This window comes from Luteitalea sp. TBR-22 (assembly GCF_016865485.1).
Classification (GTDB): Bacteria; Acidobacteriota; Vicinamibacteria; order Vicinamibacterales; family Vicinamibacteraceae; genus Luteitalea.
This window is the reverse complement of sequence record NZ_AP024452.1, coordinates 2,940,717-2,965,245: the sequence shown is the minus strand read 5'-3', so window position 1 is coordinate 2,965,245 and position 24,529 is coordinate 2,940,717. Positions and strand designations below refer to the sequence as shown.

Annotated in this window: 18 protein-coding genes; 13 read left to right on the top strand and 5 right to left on the bottom strand. The window is 69.5% G+C overall.

Translation table 11 applies throughout. The features are described 5' to 3' along the window. Positions 1-7 precede the first annotated feature (7 nt). From aat to TBR22_RS12125, 4 genes are read right to left on the bottom strand one after another with little or no spacing between them, the layout of a single operon-like run. Positions 8-607, bottom strand: a complete 600-nt coding sequence (aat, locus tag TBR22_RS12140) for a leucyl/phenylalanyl-tRNA--protein transferase (protein WP_239493253.1) — start codon at positions 605-607, stop codon at positions 8-10. A 52-nt stretch (positions 608-659) separates the two neighbouring features. Next, positions 660-1,799, bottom strand: coding sequence for a lipocalin-like domain-containing protein (locus TBR22_RS12135; RefSeq protein ID WP_239493252.1), 1,140 nt, complete (start codon positions 1,797-1,799; stop codon positions 660-662). Then, positions 1,796-4,441 (bottom strand): ABC transporter permease, encoded by a 2,646-nt coding sequence (locus TBR22_RS12130; protein ID WP_239493251.1) that lies wholly within the window; start codon positions 4,439-4,441, stop codon positions 1,796-1,798. Before TBR22_RS12130 ends, TBR22_RS12135 begins: the two co-directional genes overlap by 4 nt. Then, positions 4,441-5,103, bottom strand: a complete 663-nt coding sequence (locus TBR22_RS12125; RefSeq protein WP_239493250.1) for an ABC transporter ATP-binding protein — start codon at positions 5,101-5,103, stop codon at positions 4,441-4,443. Before TBR22_RS12125 ends, TBR22_RS12130 begins: the two co-directional genes overlap by 1 nt. Positions 5,104-5,466: 363 nt before the next feature. Between TBR22_RS12125 and TBR22_RS12120 the strand changes: the two genes are divergently transcribed. From TBR22_RS12120 to TBR22_RS12060, 13 genes are all read left to right on the top strand, one after another. Beyond that, positions 5,467-6,537: a sigma-54-dependent Fis family transcriptional regulator gene (locus tag TBR22_RS12120; protein ID WP_239493249.1), complete on the top strand. Its 1,071-nt coding sequence runs from the start codon at positions 5,467-5,469 to the stop codon at positions 6,535-6,537. A 5-nt stretch (positions 6,538-6,542) separates the two neighbouring features. Next, complete coding sequence (locus TBR22_RS12115) at positions 6,543-7,148, top strand: polysaccharide biosynthesis/export family protein (protein ID WP_239493248.1); 606 nt, start codon at positions 6,543-6,545, stop codon at positions 7,146-7,148. Next, a complete protein-coding gene (locus tag TBR22_RS12110) occupies positions 7,145-8,542 on the top strand; it encodes a hypothetical protein (RefSeq protein ID WP_239493247.1) in 1,398 nt (465 codons plus the stop codon). Before TBR22_RS12115 ends, TBR22_RS12110 begins: the two co-directional genes overlap by 4 nt. Before the next feature lie 15 nt (positions 8,543-8,557). After that, positions 8,558-10,141: a Wzz/FepE/Etk N-terminal domain-containing protein gene (locus tag TBR22_RS12105; protein ID WP_239493246.1), complete on the top strand. Its 1,584-nt coding sequence runs from the start codon at positions 8,558-8,560 to the stop codon at positions 10,139-10,141. Positions 10,142-10,149: 8 nt separating this feature from the next. After that, positions 10,150-11,250, top strand: a complete 1,101-nt coding sequence (locus TBR22_RS12100; protein ID WP_239493245.1) for an ExeA family protein — start codon at positions 10,150-10,152, stop codon at positions 11,248-11,250. A 167-nt stretch (positions 11,251-11,417) separates the two neighbouring features. Then, a complete protein-coding gene (locus TBR22_RS12095; RefSeq protein WP_239493244.1) occupies positions 11,418-12,209 on the top strand; it encodes a CpsD/CapB family tyrosine-protein kinase in 792 nt (263 codons plus the stop codon). Between the two features lie 6 nt (positions 12,210-12,215). Then, positions 12,216-13,601 carry a TIGR03013 family XrtA/PEP-CTERM system glycosyltransferase gene (locus TBR22_RS12090; protein ID WP_239493243.1) on the top strand — a complete coding sequence of 462 codons (1,386 nt, stop codon included), beginning with the start codon at positions 12,216-12,218 and terminating at the stop codon, positions 13,599-13,601. A gap of 52 nt (positions 13,602-13,653) precedes the next feature. Then, complete coding sequence (locus TBR22_RS12085) at positions 13,654-14,475, top strand: PHP domain-containing protein (protein ID WP_239493242.1); 822 nt, start codon at positions 13,654-13,656, stop codon at positions 14,473-14,475. 99 nt (positions 14,476-14,574) lie between these two features. Beyond that, positions 14,575-16,989, top strand: a complete 2,415-nt coding sequence (locus tag TBR22_RS12080; protein ID WP_239493241.1) for a glycosyltransferase family 2 protein — start codon at positions 14,575-14,577, stop codon at positions 16,987-16,989. Further along, the gene (locus tag TBR22_RS12075) at positions 16,986-18,035 is read left to right on the top strand and encodes a polysaccharide deacetylase family protein (protein ID WP_239493240.1); all 1,050 of its coding nucleotides are present in this window, start codon (positions 16,986-16,988) and stop codon (positions 18,033-18,035) included. The genes TBR22_RS12080 and TBR22_RS12075 overlap by 4 nt, the downstream gene beginning before the upstream one ends. Beyond that, positions 18,032-20,344 (top strand): alginate lyase family protein, encoded by a 2,313-nt coding sequence (locus TBR22_RS12070; RefSeq protein WP_239493239.1) that lies wholly within the window; start codon positions 18,032-18,034, stop codon positions 20,342-20,344. The genes TBR22_RS12075 and TBR22_RS12070 overlap by 4 nt, the downstream gene beginning before the upstream one ends. Continuing rightward, the gene (locus TBR22_RS12065) at positions 20,341-21,432 is read left to right on the top strand and encodes a glycosyltransferase family 4 protein (RefSeq protein WP_239493238.1); all 1,092 of its coding nucleotides are present in this window, start codon (positions 20,341-20,343) and stop codon (positions 21,430-21,432) included. The genes TBR22_RS12070 and TBR22_RS12065 overlap by 4 nt, the downstream gene beginning before the upstream one ends. Before the next feature lie 5 nt (positions 21,433-21,437). Continuing rightward, on the top strand, positions 21,438-22,589 hold the full coding sequence (locus tag TBR22_RS12060; RefSeq protein WP_239493237.1) for a glycosyltransferase family 4 protein: 1,152 nt from the start codon (positions 21,438-21,440) through the stop codon (positions 22,587-22,589). A gap of 23 nt (positions 22,590-22,612) precedes the next feature. Here the strand turns inward: TBR22_RS12060 and asnB are convergent, their stop codons facing one another. Beyond that, positions 22,613-24,523 carry an asparagine synthase (glutamine-hydrolyzing) gene (gene asnB, locus TBR22_RS12055; RefSeq protein ID WP_239493236.1) on the bottom strand — a complete coding sequence of 637 codons (1,911 nt, stop codon included), beginning with the start codon at positions 24,521-24,523 and terminating at the stop codon, positions 22,613-22,615. Between the last annotated feature and the right edge of the window lie 6 nt (positions 24,524-24,529).

The window sequence follows — 24,529 nt, the reverse complement described above, 5'->3', positions numbered from 1 at the left end:
GTACACCTCACGCGTCACCGAATACGCACGAAAGCGGCAACGCCGCCTCGAGCCGCGCCAGGTACTCCGCCCGGCGAATCTCGGTGCCGCCGAACTGCGCCAGGTGCGGAGTCACCCACTGCGTGTCGAGCAGGACGAACCCCCGGGCCCGGAGTCGCTCCACCAGCGCGACGAGCGCGACCTTGGATGCGTCGGTGGCCGTGTGGAACATCGACTCGCCGAAGAAGGCGCCGCCCAGGGAGACGCCGTAGAGGCCACCGACGAGCTGGCCATCCTGCCAGGTCTCCACCGAATGCCCATGGCCGAGACGGAACAGCGCGAGGTAGCTCTGGAGGATGTCCTCGGTGATCCAGGTCTCCTCCCGATCGGCGCACGCCCGCATGACGGCTTCGTACGCGGTGTCGAACCGGACCTCGAACCGCGACTGCCGCACGACGCGGCGCAGCCGGGATGGCGCATGGAACGTGTCGAGCGGGATGATGCCGCGCGGATCGGGCGAGAACCACTCGATGCGGCCGCGACGTCCCGTCCCCATGGGGAACCAGCCCAGCGCGTAGGCGCGCAGGAGCAGGTCGGGGTCGAGGGTCTGCCGTGGGCGGGAACGCATGCGGCTGAAGGCTACGATAACCTGCCGATTCGGTCGGTGCGCGGAGGTCCCCTCAGCGCATGACGTCGCTCATCTTCGCGCCGCTGTAGCCGGTCATCTCGAGGTAGCCGACGCCGGCTACCGCCGACTGGCGACCGGCCTGCTCCTGGCGCCCCGACACGCGCACTGCGCCCTCCCAATACGTGACGTTGGTGGAGCGCCGCGTGCGCAGTTCCTGGGCATCGACGGCAGCCGACACCCGCAACGTCAGCCCGAGGCGCGGGATGGACACGTCCCACTCGACCGGGTACGAGGCGCCGCTCACGGGCGACCGCCACGAGCGCCGCGGCGTGAGCCGGAAGTCGGACACGGCCAGCGCCGTGGTGCGCCCGTCGCGCTCCACGAGGGTGCCGCTCGAGAAGGCGCTCGGGCGTCCGTCGTCGAGGCGCAGGGCGTACAGCATCAGCTCGCGACCGTCCTCGAGCTGGAGCGCGAACCAGTCCCAGCCCCGCGTGCCGGCGTCGAGGGCGCTCGTGCCGAACTCGTGATCCATCCAGCTCGAGCCCTCGACGGTGATCGTCCGCCCGTCGATGCGGACCGAACCGACCGTCGGCATGCGCGTGAGCGAATAGTAGTGCGAGGCGTTGCCGGGATCGACGCCCTTCCGGCTGTAGCCACGGTCTCCCTGCAGGACGGCGGGCTTGCCGGGCGAGAGCGTGAGATCGAGCGCGAAGCTTCCGGCGTCGGCCACGATACGGTGGCGTCCCTGGTCGTCGAGCGACGCGCGCCAGTCCTCGTTCCACACGTCGTAGCGGTCGGTGCGCGCGCCGGCCCAGTGGACGCCCGCCCGGTTGAGGCGATCGGCGAACCGGTGCTCGCGCCCCGAGGCGTCGGTCAGCGCCACGTGCGTCATGTAAAGGTCGCGCACCGCGAACGCCGACGGATTGGCCGGCGCAGCATCGACGCCGACGCGGAAGAAGGTGACCTGGTATCCGTACGCCCGCCCGGCGCCGTCGCGCACGTTCCCCGTGTAATACCACCACTCGATGCGGTACTCCGGGTGGGCCACGTGATCGGCGGGCACCCGCACCGGGCGGGCCGGTGTGGCACGCGCCCACGGGTCGTCGGCCGGTCGGCGCACGATCTCCGCCCCGGCCGTGCCCACCACCGCGATGACCATCGAGGTGACCACCGCCATCAGCACGCGCGTCATTCGTCCTCCTGCGGCGAGGCCGGCTCGCGCATCGCGCGTTGGGCGGGATACAGCCCGGCCAGCAGCGTGGTGATCACGACGAGCACCGACATCTGCGCGAGCGCTCCCCAGGGAATGGTCAGGTGGATGGTCCAGCCGAAACTCTGGAGGTTCACCACGTACACGAGGATCAGGGCGAGCAGTAGCCCCAGTGCCAGGCCGGCGACCTGGCTGATCGACCCGAGCATCGCCGCTTCGGCGATCACCATCGCCCGGACCTGCCCGCGACTCGCGCCGATCGCCCGCAGGATCCCGAGCTCGCGGCGCCTTTCGATCACCAGCGTCATGAGCGTGCCGATGATGCCCAGCAGCGCCACGACGATGGCGATTGCCTGCAGCGCATAAGTGATGGCGAACGTGCCGTCGAAGATGCGCAGCACCTCGGCCCGCAACGCCCGATTGGTATAGATGAACACGCCATCGGCGCCGTCGAGCCGCGACAGGAGGTCGTCGCGCACCGCGGCGGCGCGCTCGCCGTCGCGCAGGTACACCGTGAGTCCGGTGGGACGCTGCGCTCCGAAGTGCCTCGCCATGGTCGCCGTGTCCATCATGACCACGCCCCGGTCGGCCGAGTAGTCGAAGTACACGCCCGTCACGAGGAACTGCCCGGGCCCATGCGGCGTGGCCAGCGTGACGGTCTCCCCGGCCTGCACGCCGTAGCGGTTGGCGAACGGTTCCGAGACCACGACCGCGTCGCGCCCGCGGGCCGCCTCGAGTGCGACGGCCGCGGCTGGCCCGCTCGCCCGCCCCTGGCGACGCGAGTCCTCGCCCACCGCAGACTTGAACCGGAGTCCGCCGACGCGCGCCTGCAGCGCGAAATCTCCCGCGCCAAGATAGATGAGGCTGTTGCCGTACGGCATGGTGACGGTCACGAAGGCGTCGACGGCGACGACCTCGGGATGCGCGCGCACCACGTCCTCGACCGCACGCGAGATCGTCGGCGCGCGAGCGCCGCTGCGCCGCGACGCCGGCCCCACGAACAGGTCGGCCTTCAGGCTCTGCCCCACCCAGTCGACGACCGTCTGGCGAAAGCTGCCGACCATCACCGTGATGGCCACCATCATGGCCAGGCTCACGGCAAGGGCCGCGACGCTGACGGCGACGCGCGAGATCGCGCCCCCCAGCGCCGCGTGGGCGAGCCAGCCGCCGACCCCGAACAGCCGATACCAGGTGGCGCGGCCATGTCGCGCGGCAGACTGCAGCACCAGCGGCATCAGGAGCGCTGCGCCGAACACGAGCGCGAAGCTGGCGACGTACCCGGCCAGCGGGAGGCCGGCGATCGGTGGCGCCTGGCTGCAGAGCCCGGCCAGAACGAGCAAGGCCACGGCCGCCACGCGCGTGCCGCCCTGCCGGGCGGTCCGGGCCAGGGCGCGATCGGCGCCGCGCAGGACGGCGGTCGGCGGTACGGCGGCCGCCTCGCGCGCCGGCAGCCAGGCGGCCAGCAACGCCAGCGGCACACCGACCGCCACGGCCAGGGACAGGTCCACCCAGCCCAGGCGGGGAGGCGCGGCCCCGGCCTGTACGTACAGGGTGTTGACCGTCGCCGACGTGAGGCCGACGGTGGCGTCAGCCAGCAGGCGCGCCAGCGGGATGCCGAGCGAAACGCCGAGCACGCCGAACATCGCGCCCTCCCCGAGGAAGAGCGCCTGCACCTGCCGACGTGTGACGCCGAGCGCGCGCAGGGTCCCGATCTCCTGCCGTCGTGCCAGCACCGACACCGAGACGGCGTTGTAGACGAGGAAGAGCCCGACCAGCAGCGCGATCGACGACAGCGCGGTCAGGTTCAGGTGGAAGGCCGCCAGCATCTGCTCCACCTGCTGGCCACGTCGGGAGGGGCGCTGCACGACCAGCCCCACCGGCAACCGCGCGGCGATCGCGGCTTCGGCGACAGCGATGTCCACCCCGTCGTGCAGCTTCACGTCGAGGCGGTCGACGCGGCCGAGGCGCTCGAAGGCCCACTGCGCCGCCGCGATGTCCATCAACAGGAAGTTGCCGTCGAGCAGCCTGGCCGGCCCTTCGGCCTCCAGGAGTGCCCGGACGCGCAGGTCGCGGGGCCGATCGCTGACGATCACGCGCAGGGGATCCCCCACCTCGAGACCGTGCCGGTCGGCGAAGGCGCGGGTGATCACGGCGGCCGAGGGATCGGTCAGCAGGCCGAGGATGTCGGCAGCGGTCTGGGGGCGAGGCGCCGCGCCGGCGTCACCGACCTCGTAGTCGCGCACCGGGAAGTCGCGCAGGATGTCCACCCCGAGCACGCGCAGCAACTCGGTCCGAGGGGGGCTCCCCGGGGCGGCCTGCCCGCCGCCGACCACCGCCAGGATGTCGCCATCGATCACCGGCGACGTCACGCCGTACGCGCGCAGCCAATCCAACTGCGGAAGCACCTGCTCGTCGAGGCCGAATCCCGTCCCGGCGATCTCCAGCCCGGCCCGCCCCGAGGTCAGGTCCAGCGCCGTCTGGAAGCCGCGCACCGCGCTCGCGTTCGTCAGGCGGATCGCCAGGACGACGGCGATGCCCGCCGCGACGCCGACCACGGTGATGGCGGTCCGCAGTACCTCGGCACGGACGTGCCGGAGGATCAGTTGCCGGAACAGGCGCAGCATCACGCCGCCACGAAGACGCCATCCCGCATCTGCAGCGTCCGATGGGCGGCGGCGGCGATGTCGGGGGCGTGGGTCGCCAGGAGGATCGTCAGGCCGAGGGAGGCGTTGAGTTCCTGCAGGAGCGCCAGGACCCGACTGCCGTTGCCGGAGTCGAGGTTGCCGGTCGGCTCGTCGGCCACCAGAAGCGCCGGCGCGTGGATGATGGCGCGAGCGATGGCAGCCCGCTGCATCTCCCCGCCCGACACCTGGGCCGGATAGGCGTCGAGCCGGGCCGACAGGCCGACGCGGTCACCCAGGGCGCGGGCTCGGCTGGTCGCCTCGGTGGGCGACGTGCCGGCCAGCAGGAGCGGCAGGGCGACGTTCTCCACGAGGGTGAGGGTCGGCAGCAGGTTGAAGAACTGGAAGACGAACCCGACCCGGTCCCGCCGGACGCGGGTGAGGGTGTCGTCATCGAGGCGGGCCAGGTCGGTCTCGCCGAGCAGGATGCGGCCGGCGTCGGGCCGGTCCATCGCCCCGCAGAGGTGCAGCAGGGTGGACTTGCCGCACCCCGACGGCCCCATCAGGGCCACGAACTCGCCAGGCGCCACCGAGAACGACACGTCGGCCACGGCCGGTCGCTCCTGTCCCTCGTAGCGCTTGGTGACTGCCTCGACGCTCAACATCGCTCGTCCACCACTGCCGTCGCTCCTGCCCGATTCACCCAGCCACCCGACTGTATGACTGGTCACACCACCCGGGCGATTCGTCGCCATGCTCGACAGGCTCAAGCAGCGGCGTCCTCCTGCCGAAAGACAGGATCAGCCGCGGTTGGGGGAACTGCCGGGGTGCGCTTTAGAACAACGGCAGAAAAGTCGCCTGCATGGTAGCCTTTGTTTGCCCGGTCGTGCGCTTTCAACGCGACTTTCGTTGACCCGAGCAGTGCCAATGACAGCGATGGGCGCCGCCGTTGGCGAAATCCCGAGCTGGGCCGATTAAATCCGGGAGATCGGCAGCCGAACCGCGAGAGGGACGCGGGTCCACAACGCATGAAAAACCCAGAGACCGCCACGCTCATCGGCGTCAGCACCCAGATGGTGGAGCTGAAGCAGGAGATCCAGCGCATCGCCCGTTCCGATGCGAAGGTCCTGGTGACCGGAGAGAGCGGTGTGGGCAAGGAACTTGTCGCCCGCGCCATTCATTTCCACAGCCAGCGTGTCGACAAGCCCTTCGTCGCGATGAACTGCGCCGGCCTGCCGGAGACGCTGCTCGAGTCCGAGCTCTTCGGGCACGTCAAGGGGAGCTTCACGGGCGCCTATCGCGACAAGCCGGGCAAGCTCGAGTCGGCCGACACCGGCACCATGTTCCTCGACGAGGTCGGCGAGATGACCCTGCGCATGCAGGGCCTGCTGCTCCGTTTCCTCGAGACCGGCGAACTGCAGAAGGTCGGCGCCGACCACGGGGGCCGCAAGGTCAACGTCCGGATCGTCGCGGCGACCAATCGCAACCTGCAGGACCTCATCCAGAAGGAACAGTTCCGCGAGGACCTGTTCTACCGCCTCAACGTGATTCACTTCATGGTGCCGCCGCTGCGCGACCGGCGTGAAGACATCCCGTTGATGATCGAGCACTTCCTGCGCCGCTACACGGCGCTGGGCGGCCACAACCTGGTGCGCGGCTTCGAGCCGGAGGCGTTCCAGGCGCTGGTCGAGTACTCCTGGCCGGGAAACGTGCGCGAACTCGAGAACGTCATCGAGCGCCTCGTCGTGACGGGCCGACACGAACTCATCCGCATCGACGACCTGCCCCTGGAGATCAAGGCGCAGCGGGGCATGGCCCTGCGGCCCCGCCGGGAACGTCGTCGGACGGTGGCAGACGACTTGTATAGGAAGTTGGTCGAGGAGAAGCAGTCCTTCTGGACTGCTGTCTACCCGCTCTACATGGAGCGGGAGATCACCAAGCAGAACGTGCGCGACATCGTCCGCCGCGGCCTCGAGGAGGCCCGGGGGAATTACAAGATCGTGTGCAGGATGTTCAACATGGACCAAAACGACTACAAGCGGTTCCTGAACTTCCTCCGCAAGCACGACTGCCAGCTGCCATTCAAGGAGTTCCGCTGAAGGCCATGAGGATTCTGTCACCCACCCGAACCGTCGTCCTTGCGACCGCCGTGCTCTGCCCCACGCTCGCCCTGGCGCAGGCGCCGGCCGGGGTGCAGGCACCCGCGTCCGCCACGCCCGTCGTCGATGCCAACTACGTCATCGGCCCTGATGACGTGCTGGGCGTCGTGTTCTGGGAGCTCCCCACGCACGGCGGTGACGTGGTGGTCCGCCCCGACGGCAAGATCACCTTGCCGCTGATCAACGACATCCAGGCGGCCGGACTCACGCCGGACCAGCTGCGGACGTCGATCCGCACGGCCAGCGCCAAGTTCATCAAGGACCCTGACGTCACCATCATCGTCAAGCAGATCAACAGCAAGAAGGTCTTCGTGACGGGGCAGGTCGGCAAGCCCGGCCCGTATCCCATCACCCAGCCGACCACGGTGTTGCAGATGCTGGCCATCGCCGGCGGCCCCACCGACTTTGCCAAGAAGACCCGGATCTCGGTGATGCGCACCGTCAATGGCCAGACGACGAGCTTCAAGTTCAACTACAAGGACGTGATTCAAGGCAAGAAGCTCGAGCAGAACATCCTGCTGATGCCCGGAGACACGGTCGTCATCCCATGACCTTCCACCAGCGCGCGCGGCGACGGTTGGCGCACACCGCCCTCCCGGTGGCCTTCGCGTGTGTCCTGATGACCGCACAGGCACGGGCCCAGATGGTGGACACGAGTGCCTCGAGCCAGCGGCCCTACCGGGCGCTGTTCGGGGGCGCCGTCGAGGGCATCCGCGGCAATCAGTCGCTCATCGTCTCGGCCGCCGGTTTCGGCGGTTACGACGACGACATCTTCGCGCGGGGCAGCAATCCCAATGTCGGCCAGCCGCGTGTCGCGGGCACGTTCATCGGGTCCCAGGCGTCGATGGCCTACCAGCGGAAGTTCCAGTCGATGACGCTGGCAGCCAGTGGCGCGACGGCCAATCGGTACGTTACTGACAGCGGCGACTTCGTCACCACCTTCAGTGCGGCCAATGTGTCGCTAAGTGGCACCGCGTCGGCGCGCACGACCTGGCAGTTACAGCAGAGCGTCGGCTATCGCCCGTTCTTCACCCCGTCCGTGTACCCTCCGACCTCGGCGGTTGGACCGGCGGTTGGCGGCACGCCGGAGTTCAGCGGCGGCTTCGACGACCCCGACGTCGCGATCCCCGATGACTACACCATCGCCTCGGACCGTAACGGCATCCGGTTGATGACGCTGGGGCAACTGAACCGGCAGATCACCAAGCGCCAGCACCTCAATGTCCGCGGACGATACGGCAACACCGACTTCGGGTCGCAGGACCTCGACAGCGTCGAGAACAATCGCATGATGGCCGGCGTCGGCTACGCCTACGACGTGTCCAGATACCTGCAGGCCCAGGTGGGCTATGCGTATCGCACGTACAACACCACCGCCGAAGGCGTCTCGGCCATCCACAACATCAACATCGGCGTGAACTTCAACCGGCCGTTCGTCATGGGCGGCGGCCAGACGGTGCTGACCGTCACGCCCGGCACGGTGCTGGTGAATCGCGAACAGCTCAACGATGGCGACCAGGACGCAGGCAAGTTCCGCCTCCGTGTGGTCGGCACCGCGACGCTCACTCATACGTTCTCGCGGACCTGGCAGGGTTCGGTCTCGTACCTGCATTCGGTCGGCTTCATCGATGGCTTCGTGGAACCCGTCGAAGGCGACCGGGTGGTCGCAGCGCTGGGCGGTCTGCTGGCGCCGGCACTCGATCTGTCCATGACTGCCGGGTACACGAGCGGCGCCATCGGCATGCGCGAACGCAACTTCGACAGTGCCCTGGCCAGCGTGCGCCTCCGGCTCGCGCTGCACACCAACGCTGCGCTGTTCGCGCAGACCTTCTACTATCACTACTCCTACGATGAGGGCGTCGGCGACCAGGTACTCGCGGCGCCCGAGATGCGTCGTCTGGGTTTCAGGGCCGGCCTGAACATCTGGCTGCCCATCCTGCGCTAGGCGCGAGGAATCGACGTGCTTCCGACTCAGCAGATCTCGCCCGACTGGCTACTGGCCGTGCTTCGCCGACGGATGTGGCTCGTGATCCTTCCGTTGCTCTTCGGGGCGCTCGGAGGCGGGATCTACGCGAGCTTCCAGCCCAATCTCTATCGCTCCCAGGCGCTGGTCCTCGTCACCCCACCCCAACTGCCCACCAGCGTGGTGCGGCCCATGGTGACCATGTCGTTGCGAGAGCGCCTGCCGATGCTGGAGCAGGAAGTCCTCAGCCGGGCCCGTCTCGAGCGCATCATCCTCGACTTCGATCTCTACAAGTCCGAACGGGCCGAGCTGACGATGGAGGACGTGATCACGCGCATGCGGCGGGACATCAACGTCAACGTCGCCAAGGTCGCCACCCGGCGCCCCGACGGCCTGTCGTTCACCCTGTCGTACTCGTCGGAGGAGCCGCGCACGGCCTTTCGCGTCACCGAGCGGTTGGTGAGCCTGTTTGTCGACGAGAACGCCCGGCAGCGCGAGACGATCGCCGAGGGGACCGATCAGTTCCTCGAGGCCGAGGTGACGACGGCGCGGACGCGACTCGAGGAGACCGAGCGCCAGCTCGAGACCTACAAGAAACAGCACAGCGGCCAGCTGCCCGAGCAGCTGCAGGCCAATGTGACGGCCCTGCAGAACCTGCAGACGCAGATGCAGACACTGGGCGAGTCGATCACTCGCGACCGCACCGAGTTGTTGCTGGTCCAGCGCGAGCTGAACGACCTGACCGGCGCCAGTCCTGGCGGCGAGGAGTCGGGCGTCGTCGACCCGGGCCCCATCACCACGCCATATGACGAGGCGCTGGCCAAGGCGCGCACCCAGCTCGAGGCATTGGAGCTGCGGCTGACCTCGGACCACCCCGATGTCGTGCGCCAGCGCCGCACGGTGTCCGACCTCGAGGAGCGCGTCCAGGCGGCCCAGCTGCGTCGCCCCGTGACGCCGGGCGCGCCTGCGCCGGTGACGGGCCGGAACACGGCGGCCCTGCAGCGCAAGAATCGGCTGACCGAGCTCCGACAGCGCGAGGCGCTGCTGACACAGCAGGTGGCCAACAAGCAGAAGGACCTGCAGGCCCGTCAGGCGCAGTCGGCCGTGTACCAGTCGCGCGTCGACGCGGTCCCCTCGCGCGAGGCGGAGCTGGTGAGCCTGGTGCGAGATTACGAGACGCTCAAGGCGCGCTACAACACGCTGCTGGCCCGCAGCGAGGAAGCCAAGGTCGCTGCCAACATGGAGCGGCGACAGGTCAGCGAGCAGTTCCGGATCACCGAGCCGCCGCGGGTCCCCGAGAAGCCGTACAGCCCTGACCGGGTGCGGCTCACGATGCTGGCCGCAGCATCGGCACTGGCGGCCACGCTGCTGATCATCGGGATCCTGGAGTACCGCGACACGACCTTCCGGTCTGACGGGGACATCGTGCAGGCGTTGACGCTACCGGTGGTGGCCGTGGTGCCCAACCTCCTGACCGCCGACGAGCGGGTCGGGCGGCGCCGTCGCCGCTGGATGCTCGCTGCCAGTTGCGTGACCGCCCTGGTCATCGGGAGCGCGGTCCTGCTCTGGAAGCTGAGGTAGGCGTCGTCATGTACGAGCAGTTCTTCGGGCTGCGTGAGCGCCCATTCGACCTCACGCCGAACCCTCGCTACCTGTTCCTCACGAGCCGCTACAGGGAAGCCCTCGGCAACCTGGTGTATGGATTGGCCGGTCGGAAGGGGCTGACGGTCCTCACGGGCGAAGCGGGCACGGGCAAGACGACGCTGCTGACCGTGGCGCTCGCGCAGTGGCGCGAAGCCGGCCACCTCGTGGCGACGTTGCGCAACCCGACCATGGATCGGGCGGAGTTCCTGCAGTTCCTCGCGCAGGAATTCAGCCTGAGCCCCGAAGCCGCCGCGTCGAAGACCGTGATGCTGAAGGAGTTCGAGGGCCTTCTCCGGCAGCGCCATGAGGCCGGCCTGCTGACGGCCCTGGTCATCGATGAGGCCCACAGCCTGCCGACAGAGTTGCTGGAGGAGATCCGGCTTCTGGCCAACATCGAGACCCCGGACACCAAGCTCCTTCCGCTGATCCTCCTCGGGCAACCGGAGTTGGCCGACCGGCTCAACGACCCGAGCCTTCGCCAGTTGAAGCAGCGCGTCGCCTTGCGGTGCTCGCTCGTGCCCCTCGATCTGCGTGAGACCGCCGCCTACCTGGCCAAGCGCATTCAACTGGCCGGCGGTGACAGCCTCAACCTGTTCACGCGGGAAGCGGTGGGCGCCATCCACCACGGATCGGGCGGCATCCCCCGCCTCATCAACGTGATCGCGGACAACGCCCTCGTCAACGGCTTCGCGGCCGGGGTGCGCCCCGTCGGGCAGGACATCATCCGGGACGTGTGCGTCGACTTCGACCTCCCCGTGCAGGCAGCCGCGCCAGTCGTGGCGGTGCCGACGCCGGCCACGGTGGGCGCGCCCGCGGAGCCGGCGCCCACGCCGCCCGTAGCGAGCACTGCTCCGGTCACGCCCGCACCGGTGCGTATAGCGGCCGCCGAGACGCCCTCGCGCCCGCCCGGCATCCTGTCGGACGCGCGAGTGATCCCGATCGGGACGGCGGCGGCCGAGCACGACACCCCAAGCGCTGAAGCGACCTCATGGCTCTCGAGGTTGCTCCGGCCCTTCTCGTTCTTCAGCTTCAGAGGCCGATCATGAGCCGCATCGAACAGGCACTGTCCAGAGTCCAGCAGTCCGCACCGTCACCTGAGGACGCCACCCCGGACAGCACGCTCAGCGATCCATGGTCGGTGGAACCGCCGCTCCCCGGGCAGCCCCCCGTCGACGCGGCGCCCCCCGCATCTGCGGTCGAACCGGCGCCGTCCATGAGCGTGCCCGCCGTTGCGATCACGGCAGAGACGGCACCCGCTCGCGAGACCGCGCCTGATTTGTCGCCGGGCAGTGGCGACCGGCGCGTCGTGCCGGTCGGGCGGCTCTTCAAGGAAAAGGTGGTCGGGGGCCAGCTCCCCGCGCACGTGGTGGAGGAGTACCGCCGCCTCGGCGCCTTCGTCCATCACCTCCAGACCGAGCGAGGCGTCCGCGTCGTGATGGTCACCAGCGCGGTGGCCGGCGAAGGCAAGACGCTGACGGCGGCGAACCTCGGGGTCGTGCTGAGTGCGTCGTACGGCCGTTCGGTGCTCCTGGTGGATGCCGATCTTCGGCGTCCGTCCTTGCACCAGGTGTTCAACACCGTGTCGCTCAAGGGGCTCGGGGACATCCTCAGCGGGCGCGAAGCCCCGCCGCTCGTGCAGGTGAGCCCGCGCCTGACGCTGCTGACCGCCGGAGAACCCAACGCCGACCCACTGGGTGGCTTGACGTCGGATCGCATGCGCCAGGTGTTGAACGAGGCCCGCGACGCGTTCGACTTCGTGATTGTCGACACGCCCCCCGTCGGTCTGCTGACCGACGCCAACCTCCTGGCCGCCATGGTCGACGTGGCGCTGTTGGTGGTTCGCGCCATGTCGACGCCGTACGACCTCGTGAGGCGCGCCACCGAGGCGCTCGGGCGTCACCGGATTGCCGGCGTCGTCCTCAACCGCGCCGAGACCAGCGATCTGCACCAGTCCGACTACTACGACGACTACTACGCCGAGTCACGCTCGCGGCGTCAGGCCTGAGCTGACGTGGCCGCATTGCTCCAGCGGATCACCTGGCGAAACGCCGTCCTGATCCTGTTCGAAAGCGTGCTGCTGGTCGCGGCGCTCGCCGTGGCGACCTCGGTCCGTCTTGGCGTCGATGCCCTGCAGGGACCGCACGCCGTACAGACGCTGCTCAAGATCGGGTTGGTCGTCGGCGTGTGCCAGGTGTGCCTGTACTACGGCGAGCTGTACGACCTGCGCGTCGTCGCTGACCGGCGGGAACTGTTCGTCCGGGTACTCCAATCGCTCGGAGCCGCGTCGCTGGTCCTGGCAGCGCTCTATTACTGGTTCCCGGCTCTCGTCATCGGCCGCGGCGTCTTCCTGCTGGCGGCGGCCGCCGTGGTGAGTCTGGTCGCCGGCTGGCGCTTCGCCTTCGAGTGGGTCGCCGGCCGTGTCGGCCCGCGCGAGCGCCTGCTCGTCGTGGGCACCGGCGCGGCTGCGCTCACGCTGGCGGCGGAACTCCGCGGGCGACGCCGTGAACTGGGGGTGAAGATCATCGGCTTCGTCGACGCCGAAGGGATCCGCCCGCTCGGCGGCGAGGAGAAGGTGATCGGCAGCGTCGACGACATCCCCGCCATCGTCCGCGAGCACCAGGTGGACCGCGTCGTGGTGAGCCTGGCCGACGCGCGCGGCAAGCTGCCGATGGACAAGCTCCTCGACATGAAGCTGGCTGGCGTCGTGTTCGACCACCTGGCATCGGTGTACGAGGAGTACACGGGCAAGATCGCACTGGAGAACCTGCGACCGAGCTGGCTCATCTTCTCCGAAGGGTTCCGCAAGAGCGCCCTGTTGACGACGGCCAAGCGCGCGGCCGACATCCTGGCCGCGGTCCTGGGGCTGGTGATCGCCGCGCCGGTGATGGCAATCGTCGCCATTGCGGTGCGCATGACCTCCCACGGCCCCGCGCTCTATCACCAGGAACGGGTGGGCCAGCACGGGCGCACGTTCACGGTGCACAAGTTCCGCTCCATGCGCTCCGATGCCGAGGCCGCCACTGGCGCGGTGTGGGCGCAGCGCAACGACTCACGGGTCACCCCCGTGGGGGCCTTCCTCCGCAAGACGCGCCTCGACGAAATCCCGCAGTTGTGGAACGTGCTGAAGGGCGAGATGAGTCTCGTGGGCCCGCGCCCTGAGCGCCCGGAATTCGTGCGGATGCTCACCGAGCAGATCCCCTTCTACGGCCAGCGGCACAGCGTCAAGCCGGGCGTCACCGGTTGGGCGCAGGTGTCCTACACCTATGGCGCCTCGGTCGAGGACGCGATGGAGAAGCTGCAGTACGACCTCTACTACATCAAGAACCTGTCGATGAGCCTGGACCTGTTCGTGCTCTTCAAGACGGTGCAGACCGTCGTGCTCAAGCGCGGACAGTGAACACCGCCGGTCCGATGCCCCTTCACGTCACGCAAGCAACGAGGCCCCATTCGTGATCGACCTGCACATGCACACCACGGCGTCCGACGGACGCTGCACCCCGGAAGACCTCGTCCAGCGCTGCTGGGACAAGGGCATCAGGACGATGGCAGTGACCGACCACGACACGATGGCCGGCGTGGCGCCGACCCAGCGCGCGGCCGCGGCCAGGGGCATGACCTGCCTGCCGGGCATCGAGATCACCTCGGTGCACGGTGGCAAGGACGTCCACATGCTGGCGTACTTCCTCCCCGAGGACACGCCGGGCCTGCAGCCGATGCTCGCCGCCCAGCGCCAGCAGCGCGTCGACCGCGCCCTCGAGATCGCGAGTCGCCTCGAACGACTCGGCGCCCCGGTGGACAAGGACGCGATGATCGAGGCCGCGGCTGGCAGCGGCAAGTCGCTGGCCCGTCCCCAGATCGCACAGGCCCTCATCACCGCCGGGCACGTGGCGACGGTGGCCGAGGCATTCGACCGTTACCTCGGCGAGGACAGCCCGGCCTACGTCCCGCACACGGGCGTCTCTCCCGCCGAAGTCGTCGCCCTCGTGCTGTCCGGTGGCGGCATTCCGTCGATGGCGCACCCCGGGTATCGGCCGAAGGACGAGATCATCCCGGGGCTCGTCGAGGCCGGTCTCGTCGGTCTCGAGTGCTATCACAGCTCTCACGACGAGGCGGCCACGGCCCATTACCTCGCCATCGCGAAGCGCCACGGCCTGCTCGTGACCGGCGGCTCCGACTTCCACGGCCCCGGTACGCGGCGCGAGGAGTTCTTCGGCGTGGTCAACCTCCCGCAGGCGGATCTGGACGCCCTGCTCTCACGTGCCGGGCGGTGACCTCCGCAACCGCACCGGTCGACACCGGGGCACACGCGCGACAGGCATGACGCACTTCGGCCCGATACGACCCGCCCGCCCGGGTGACCCGACACGTCGATGACCATCGTCTGGCTCGTCGTCCTGGTGGCCTGTGTCGCCGTCCTCGGGTACGTCCTGGTGGGCTACCCGCTGCTGCTGCGTGCGATCGTCGGCGTGCGGGGGCCGCGACCCGTGGCCAGGGCGCCGATCACGCCACCGGTCAGCCTGATCATCTCGGCCTTCAACGAGGCAGATGTCATCGCCGCGAAGATCGAGAACGCGCTGGCGCTGGACTACCCCGCCGGCCTGTTGCAGATCGTGGTCATCTCCGACGCGTCCGACGACGGCACCGACGAGATCGTGGCCAGCTTCGCCGATCGCGGCGTCGTCCTGCGGCGGCAGGCGGAGCGGCGCGGCAAGACCGCAGGCCTCAATGCCACCGTGCCGTCGGTGTCGGGCGACATCGTCGTCTTCTCCGACGCCAACGCGATGTACCAGCCCGATGCGATACGCATGCTGGTGCGCAATTTCGCCGATCCCGCGGTGGGCTGCGTGACCGGCGAGGCGCGCTACCAGGGCGATGTCGACGGGGCCGCCGACGAGGGCGAGGGCGCCTACTGGAACTACGAGATCCAGTTGAAGCGCCTCGAGACGGCGGTCGGCTCGAGCGTCGGCGGCGACGGCGCCATCTACGCCATCCGGAAGCCGCTCTGGCAGACGCTGCCCGACGACGGCATCAACGACTTCCTCAATCCGCTGCAGATTGTCGCGGCCGGGTGGCGCGGCATCTACGAGCCCGACGCCATCTGCTACGAGGAGACCGCCGGCGACACGAGCAAGGAGTACCGCCGCCGCGTCCGTATCATCAGCCGGAGTTGGCGGGCGGTCTGGCTCGCCGCCGACGTGCTGAAGCCATGGAAGGTCGGCTTCTTCGCCGTTTCGATCGTCTCGCACAAGATCCTGCGGTGGTTCTCCGGCCTGTTCCTGCTCGGCATCGGCTTGTCCGCGATCGCCCTGCTCCTGCCGCTGGTCGTGGCCGCCGCCCCCTGGGTCTGGGCAGTGATGGCCCTCACCGTGCTGATCGTCATGGCGGTGCCCGAGAGCCGTCGCCTGTTGCAGGTGGCGTGGTACTTCGGCGTCCTGAACCTGGCGTCGGTCGTCGGCCTGGTCAAGGGGTCGTTCGGGAAGGTGTCGGGGGTGTGGAGCACGCCGCGACAGGCGTCCGCCGGCCCCCGAGGCAGCAGCGGCGTGGTCGATCTCTGGACCGGAAGTGCACTGCTGGCCTCGGTGCTGTTGCTGGCGTGGATCGGGGTGGAGTTCGAGGACCACCCGCGCCTGGTACGCGTCGTCTTCTGGAGTTCGCTCGCCCTCAGCTTCTACCTGTTTGCCGGGTACCCACTGGTGATCGCCGTGGCCCGCGTGTTCCGCCACCGCCCCGTCGTGAAGGAACCGCTGGCTACCCTGCCCTCCGTCTGCCTGCTCATCGCGGCTCACGACGAGGAGGACGTGATCGCCGGCAAGCTCGAGAACAGCCTCGCGCTCGATTACCCGCGCGAGCGCCTGCGCATCGTCGTCGCCTCCGACGGGTCACGCGATCGGACGAACGCGATCGCCCGTCGCTTCGCCGACCGCGGTGTCGAGTTGCTCCCCTTCCCCCAGCGCCGGGGCAAGATCGCGTCGATCGGCGCGGCCATGGAAGGCATCGACGAGGAGATCGTCGTCCTGACCGATGCCAACGCGTTCCTGCGCCCGGACGCCGTGAACGCCCTGGTGCGGAACTTCGCCAACCCGAACGTCGGCGCCGTCAGCGGCGACGTGATCCTGACCGGCGAGCGCGCGGCGCTGGCGCAACCGGAGGACCTCTACTACACGTACGAGCGTTGGTTGCAGCGGGTGGAGTCGGAACTCGGGTCGATGGTCGGCGTCGATGGCGCCCTCTACGCCGTGCGGCGCGATCTGTTCGTGACGCCGCCCGCCGACACGGTGCTCGACGACATGGCGGTGCCGATGGCCGTCATCCGCGCCGGGCGTCGCGTCGTGTTCGAGCCCGGCGCGATCGCCTTCGAGCACGGCTCGCGGTCGGCCTGGGAGGAATTCTCGCGCAAGACGCGCATCGTCGCCGGTGCGGTGCAGTTCCTGCAGCGCGGCCGCACCCAGATTCCCTGGCGGGCGCCGCAGGTCGTGTTCTCGTTGCTCTCGCACAAGGTGCTGCGCTGGCTGTCGCCGGTGCTGGGCGCCATCTTCTTCGTGTCGTGCTACGCGCTCCGCGACGAGGGACTCGCTTACGCATTCATCTGGTGGGGCGCGGTGGTCGCGATGGGCGTCGGCCTGCTCGGGTCCTTCCAGTCACTGCGCCGCCTGCTCCCGATCGGCGTTTGCTACTATTTCGGCATGGTCCACGTGGCCGCCGCGACCGGCATGCTGCGCGGCCTGATCGGCGGGCAGGCGGTGGCCTGGCGGCGGTTCCCGCGGACGCCGGTCAGCCCCGTATGAGTTCAGCCCTTTCCCGCGTGCGGCGGGCCCTCGCGCCGGCCGCCAAGACCCTCCTGCTCAGAACGGGAGGATTCCGCGCACTCCGGTCGCTGTCGCCCAGTCGCGGGGTCGCGATCCTGCGCTACCACGCCGTCTGCGGCCCCGAGGGGTACGCCTACGCCGACCCCGGCATCTGCGTGAGTCCGGAGGCCTTCGATGCGCACATCGCGTACCTGTCCGCGCAGTACGCGGTGCTGCCCCTTCCCGAAGCGGTCGCCCGCATCCGCGAGAAGCGGCCGCTGCCGCCCAACGCCGTCGCGATCACCTTCGATGACGGGTATGCCGACAACCTCGGCGCCGCCAGGACGCTGCACAAGTACGGCGTGGTCGGCACCTTCTACCTGACTGCCGATTGCCTCGCCGACGGACAACCCTTCTGGCCGACCGAGATCAAGACCCTCGTGGACCGGTTGCCCGGTCCCTCGGTCACGGTGCGCACGCCGCGTGAGCTGACCTTGCCGCTGGTCACCTCCGACGACCGCTACAGGGCCATCAAGGCATTCACGAAGCTGTGCAAGGGCAACCTGATTCCCGTGCGAGAGCAGCTTCGGACCGAACTCCGTGAACTGGCCGGGATGACGGCAGCGCCCACTCCCACCATGCTGACGTGGGAGCAGGTGCGGGAGATGGTGCGACTGGGCATGGACATGGGCGGACACACGCTCACGCACGCGAACCTGCCCAGTGCCGGCCCCGAGGCGGCGTGGCAGGAGATCGACGGGTGCCGTCGCGCGTTGCGCGAACGTCTGGGCGTGGAGGTCACACAGTTCTCCTACCCCAACGGCGGTGCCGAGCTGTACCACACCGAGCAGCTGCACCGGATGGTGGAGCGCGCCGGGTTCACTGGCGCGGCCACGTCGAGCAACGGGTTCGCCACGCTGGCCAGCGACCCCTACGCCATGGAACGTGTCGAGATCGAGGAGCGGCTCGAGGACCTGGTCTTCGCGCTCGAGGTCGAGCGATTCGCGTTCCGTCCCGCACCAAGGGCCGCGGCCCCGCAGACATGAGCGGCGCTCCTGACAGGCTGATCGGGCTGGGACGACGCCTGAGCAAGCTGCGCGCGATGTCGCCCACCGAACTCACCCACCGGCTGCGCTACAAGGCGGTGGTCACGCTCGAGCGGCGCGCGCACGCCCGCGGCAGGCTCGCGCCGGACAATCGACTCGCCGCCGCGCTGCGGCGCGATCTGCAAGGCGCTGGCTGGGAGTCGCGGCTGCTGCAGTCGCGGGCGGCGAGCGCGTCGCGATTCCTCCCCTCCATCGGCCAGCGTGGGGCGATGCGGACGTTGTTCGAGTCGCGCTACGCGGCCGAGCGTGACGACATGCGGCAGCGCGCCGCCGACACGCGTGCGCACCGCTTCTCGTTCTTCGGCGAGACGTTCGAGTACGGCCACGACATCGCCTGGCAGGACGACCCGGTGACGCGCAAGGCCTGGCCTGCCGCCTTCCACGCCGACGTGCCAGTGCACGGCGGCAACAAGGGCTACGGCGACGTCAAGCACGTCTGGGAACTGAGTCGACAGCAGTACCTGGTCGATCTCGGGCGCGCGGTCTTCCTCGATGACGACCGCGAGAGCCTGGCGTCGCTGCAGTTCCTGGTGCGGAGCTGGATGGCCGGCAACCCGTACGGGACCGGTGTCCACTGGTCCTGCGCCCTCGAGCCGGCGTTCCGGGCGTTCTCCTGGATCTGGTCGTACGCACTCACGTGGCACGCGCTCGAGGACGACTTCCACCTGGAGTGGCTGTGTGGCCTGTACGATGCCGCACGCTTCATCGAGCGACATCTCGAGCACTACTCGAGTCCGTACAACCATCTGGTCGGCGAGGCCGCCGCGCTCTACATGCTCGGTGCGACCTTCCCCGAATTCGCCGACGCGGAGCGCTGGCGCGCCACCGCACGCGCGGTCCTCGAAGGTCGCCTTGCCGAGCAGTTCTACGCCGACGGCGGCTCCGTCGAGCAGTCGACCTTCTATCACCACGCCAGCGTCGGTGACTACCTGCTGGCGGCACTGACGGCGCGCGCCATCGGCGAGGAATTCTCGCCGACCATCTGGCAGGCGATCGAACGCGGCATCGATTTCAGCGCGGCGCTCGTGCTACCCGACGGCCGCATCCCCGAGATCGGCGGCGCCGACGATGGCAAGCCGATCAGGATGGAGCACCTGACGCTCTGGGACTTCAGGCCCTACCAGGCGATGGGGGCCGTGCTGTTCCGTCGGGGCGACCTGAAGGCGATTGCCGGACGGTTCCACGAGGATGCGCTGTGGCTGCTCGGCACGGATGGCCTTGCGCAGTTCGACGCGCTGCCGGCCGCGTTGCCGGCGCGCACGTCGGTGGCGCTGCCGCACAGCGGCTACTACGTGCTGCGGAGCGACTGGTCGGCGACGGCCGACTACGTCTGCTTCGACTGCGGCGAGCAGGCTGCGGGCATGCGGCCCGATGGCATCCCGAACTCCATGCACGGCCACGCCGATTGCCTGTCGATCATCGTGAGCCTGCGGGGGCAGCGGGTCCTCATCGACTCGGGGTTCCACGCCTACAACTGCGGCGGCGCCTGGGAAGCGCACTTCCGGGAGACGGCCGCCCACAACACGGCGCGCATCGACGGACGCGACCAGGCGCTTCACCTGGGCAAGATGGCCTGGTCCAACAGCTACCGCGCCTTCCCGGAGGGCTGGCACGCCTCGGGACGCGAGGCGTGGACCGTCGGGGCGCACGATGGCTACGACCGGGCACCCGAGGGCGTCACCCATCGGCGGGCGGTCTGGTTGCGGGATGCCGGCTACGTGATCGTGTGTGACGAGTTCCTCGGGCAGGGCGAGCACGACATCGAGGTGAACTTCCAGTTCGCACCGGGACACGCGCTCGCTGCCGAGGGCGACAACTCGGTCCGCTTCGGCGACGTCGCCGCGCTGCACTGGGCCTCGCCGGTCGCCTGGACGTCCACGCTCGCCGACGGCGGCGACACCGGTCCGGACGCCGGGTGGATCGCGCCCAGCCTGGGCGTGAAGCAGGCCGCGCCGCGCCTGACCCTGCGGTGCCGCACGGCGGCGGCGCGCACCGTCCTGCTCACCGTGCTGGTGCCGGGCGGCGCGATCGACCAGCCGTGGACGGTCCACCGCGACGAAGATGGCCTGGTGGTGACTCGGGGCACGGCCATGACCGACCGCATCGGCGCTTCCCTTTCGAGTCGCGAGCCGCGCGATGCCGCATCCCTGGTGGAGATCACGCCCGCCAGTGGTGACCGCAGCATCGTGGTTGTCTCGGCGCCGCGCGGCCGGGTGGGTCCGACTCACCGTTCGACGGAGCAACGATGACAGACAGCACGACGCGCGGCCGCGTTCTCGAGGTCACGTCCTACCCCCCACCGCGGACGGGTTGGGCGGTGCGCACGGAGTTCGTGAAGCATCGACTCGACGCCGAGGGCCACCGCTGCGTGGTGCTCAACATCGGCCCGAGCCGCCACGTGCCGAGCGACGAGTACGAGACGATCGCCGGCGGCGGCGACCTGCTGCGCAAGGTGTGGCGCTACAGCCGCGACGGCTTCACGGTCCATGCCCACGCCAACGGTGATGCCTGGAAGGGCGCGTTGCTGGCCCTCGCGGTCCTGACCATCAGCCTGGTGCATGGCCGCCGCTCGGTGCTGACGTTCCACGCCGGCGCCATCCAGCGCTACTTCCCCGTGCACCGGTCGTGGGTACTGACGCCCTTGTACTGGCTGCTCTTCCTGCTGCCCCGCGACATCATCTGCAACAGCGACGCGGTCAAGGCCTGCATCCGCCAGTACGGCGTGCCGGCCAGCAAGATCACGCCGATCCCGGCCTTCAGCGCCCAGTACATGGAGTTCACGAAGGCCGACCTGCCTTCGTCACTGGAGACCTTCTTCGGGCGCTTCCCGCACGTCGTGTTCACCTACATCCGGCTGCGGACGCTGTTCTACCCGGTGACGTTGCTCGAGGCCGTCGCACGGATCGCCAGGCAGCGGCCGGACGTCGGCGTGGTGTTGTGTGGCGCGTCCGCCGGCCACTTCGATCCGGAGATCAAGGCAGCCTTCGAGCGGAAGTTCGCCGAGCTCGACATCGCCGATCGCGTCTGCATCCTCGAGGACCTCGGGCACGACGCCTTCCTCACCGCGCTGCAGCGGTCGGTGCTCTACCTGCGGACGCCGATCACCGACGGCGTGGCCTCGTCGGTCCTCGAGTCGATCGCGCTCGGCACGCCCGTCGTCGCCTGCGACAACGGGACGCGCCCGCCGGGCGTGGTCCTCTACCCCGCCGAGGACGCCGCGAAGATGGCCGAGGCGGTGCTGCACACGATCGACAACCGCGCCGAGGTGATGGCCAGGCAAGCCGGCGTCGAGGTGCGCGACACGGTGGCCGACGAGGTCGCCCTGCTCACGCGCTGACGCGCATGCGGATCCTCTATCACCACCGCACGCTCGGCGACGGCGCCGAGGGCATCCACATCGCCGAGATGGTGCGCGCGTTCCGGACCCTCGGGCACGAGGTGCGTGTGGTGGGTCCGGCCGCGGGCGACGGCGGTGCCCCTTCGCGGGCGTCACGGGTGAAGGACTGGCTGCCAGGGGTCGCCTTCGAGGCCGCATCGGCGGCCCTGAACGGCCCCGAGTACCTTTCGATGCGCCGTGAGATCCGTGAGTGGCGGCCCGACCTCGTGTACAAGCGACACGCCCGGTACGACATCGGACCTGCCATGGCGGCACGCACCGCGGGCGTCCCGATGGTCCTCGAAGTCAACGCCGTGTACTCGGCGCGGCCGTACCGCGACTTCGAGCCGCAGGCCCTGCAGCCCCTGGCCCGGCGGATGGAGCGAGCCGCCCTGCGCGCCGCGACCGTCGTGTATGCCGTGTCGTCGCCAATGGCGGCGCAGGTGGAGGCCCTGGCGGAGCGGGCATGCCTGACGCTCCCCAACGGCGCCGATCCGGATGCCTTCGATCCGGCACGTGTCGTCGCTGTCTCCGGGCCATGGTCGGCGTCCGGGAGAGTGATCGTGGGCTGGACCGGCGGCCTTCGTCCGTGGCACGGGCTCGACCTGCTGGTGGACGCGTTCGCGCAGTTGCCCTCACACGTCCGATTGCTGCTCGTGGGCGATGGCCCGGTGCGCGCTGACGTCGAACGCCAGGCCCGGACCTTGGGCGTCGCCGACCGCGTGTTCGTGACCGGGCGCGTCGGCCGCGACGCACTCCCAGGCTACGTGGCGGCCATGGACATCGGCGTGGTTGCCGACGAGCGCACCGCGGTGGCCTCGCCGATGAAGCTGCTGGAGTACATGGCCGCCGGCAAGGCTGTCGTTGCGCCCGACCTCCCGAACCTCCGGGACATCGTCACGCCCGGCCAGAACGGCGTGTTGTTCCCCCCTGGCGACATGATGGCTCTTCGCAGCGCGCTGGCGCGCCTGGCCGAGGACCGGGCCCTCAGGGCACGCCTCGGGATGGCCGCGCGCGCCCTGGTCGTGACCAGGCGCAACTGGGTCGCCATCGCTCACGACGTGCTCGCGGCCCTGGACTCGGCAGCCAGCCCGCCTCGCCGGCGCTCATCCGACTGAACCTGCGCCGCGCCGAGGGTGCGTCAGGCTGGCGATTGCTCGTCGCGAGACGGCCGCCGGTCGATGTAGGCACGGAACCAGTGCTCGAGCATGAGCAGGTTCCAGATCTGCCGGTGCGACTCGCGCACGCCTGCCGCGTGCTCGCGCAGCATGCGCTCGACGGCCTCACGCCTGAGGATGCCGCGCCGCACGGTGACCGGGTCGAGCAGGATCTCTCGCGCGAAGGACTGCAGGCTCGAGGCGAACCAGCGATCGAGCGGCACACCGAAGCCGGTCTTGGGCCGCTCCATGATCTCCGGCGGCAGCAGGCGCGCGGCGATCCGACGCAGCAGGTACTTCTTCGTGCCGCTGCGGATCTTGTAGTGGGACGGCAGGCTGGCAGCCAGTTCCATCAGTCGATGATCCAGCAGCGGCGACCGCGCCTCCAGCGAGTAGGCCATCGTGGCCACGTCCACCTTCACGAGCAGGTCGTCGACCAGGTACGAGCGGATGTCGACGTCCATCATCCGGTCGATCAGGTCGGGTCCCGTGCTCGACGCGAACAACGCGTCGAGCCGGGGGACCACGTCGACGTCCACCTGTGACAGGAACTCGGGCGTGCACATCTCGCGCTTGCGACGCGCATCGAAGTGCAGCATCGAGGCCGCATAGCGATGCTCCGGTGTCGCCCCGATGCGCTCGAGCACCCCGGCGGCACGACGGCCGAGTTCCCCGCCGACGGCCCGCGCGACCGGGGCCGCCACGGCCGCCGGCAGCCCGCGCAGCCCGCGCGGCACGGCATCGTACGGCGTGCCTTCGAGCGTCGCCGTGTACCGCCGGTACCCTGCGAAGCTCTCGTCGCCTCCGTCACCGTTCAGGGCCACGGTCACGTGCCGCCGGGTCATCTCCGCGAGGCAGAACGACGGCAACGCCGACGGGTCGGCATAGGGCTCGCCGTAGTGCCAGACGATCTTCGGGATGAGGCGTACCGCATCCGGCTCGACGATCAGTTCCTCGTGACGCGTCCCGTACTTCTGCGCCACCAGCCGGGCCGCGGGCAGTTCGTTGTACTGCTCCTCAGGGAAGCCGATCGAGAACGTCCGCACCGGTGATGACGAGTGCCGCGCCATCAGCGCGACGATGGTGCCCGAGTCGACGCCGCCGCTCAGGAAGGCGCCGAGCGGCACGTCGCTCACCATGCGGCAGGTCACCGCCCGCGTCAGCGACTCCTCCACCGCCTCGAGCGCCTCGTCTTCCGACAGGGTCGACTTCGGGACATAGGACAGCGACCAGTAGCGACGGATGTCGCACCGCCCGTCCTCGATCACCATCACATGCGCCGCCGGCAGCTTCTGCACGCCGGCGAACGCCGACCGTGGGGTCGGCACGTACTGGAAACTGAGGTAGTCGGCGATCGACTGCGGGTCCACCGACGCCGTGAACCCAGGGTCGCCGAAGAACGCGCGGACCTCGGAGGCGAAGGCCAGGCCGTCGGCGTCCTGACGATAGAACACGGGCTTCTTCCCGAGCCGGTCCCTGGCGATCAGGGCCCGCCGCGCGTCTGCGTCCCAGATCGCGAAGGCGAACATGCCCGCCAGGTGCTCCACGCACCCGTCGCCGTACTCGCGGTACGCCGCGAGGATGACCTCGGTATCGCTGTGCGACCGGAACCGGTGACCGCGCGCCTCGAGCCGGCCACGCAGTTCCTGGAAGTTGTAGATTTCGCCGTTGAAGGTGATGAACAGCCGGCCGTCCGCGCTGGCCATCGGCTGCGCGCCAGCCGGCGACAGGTCGATCACCGCGAGCCGGCGGTGGCCGAGGCCGACGGGGCCGTCGGACCACACGCCGCTGCCGTCGGGCCCGCGGTGACGCAGCAGGTCGCACATCGCCGTGACGTCGGCCGCCGAGACCGGCGCCGACGTCCTGTAGTTCACGCGTCCAGCGATGCCGCACATGCTGCG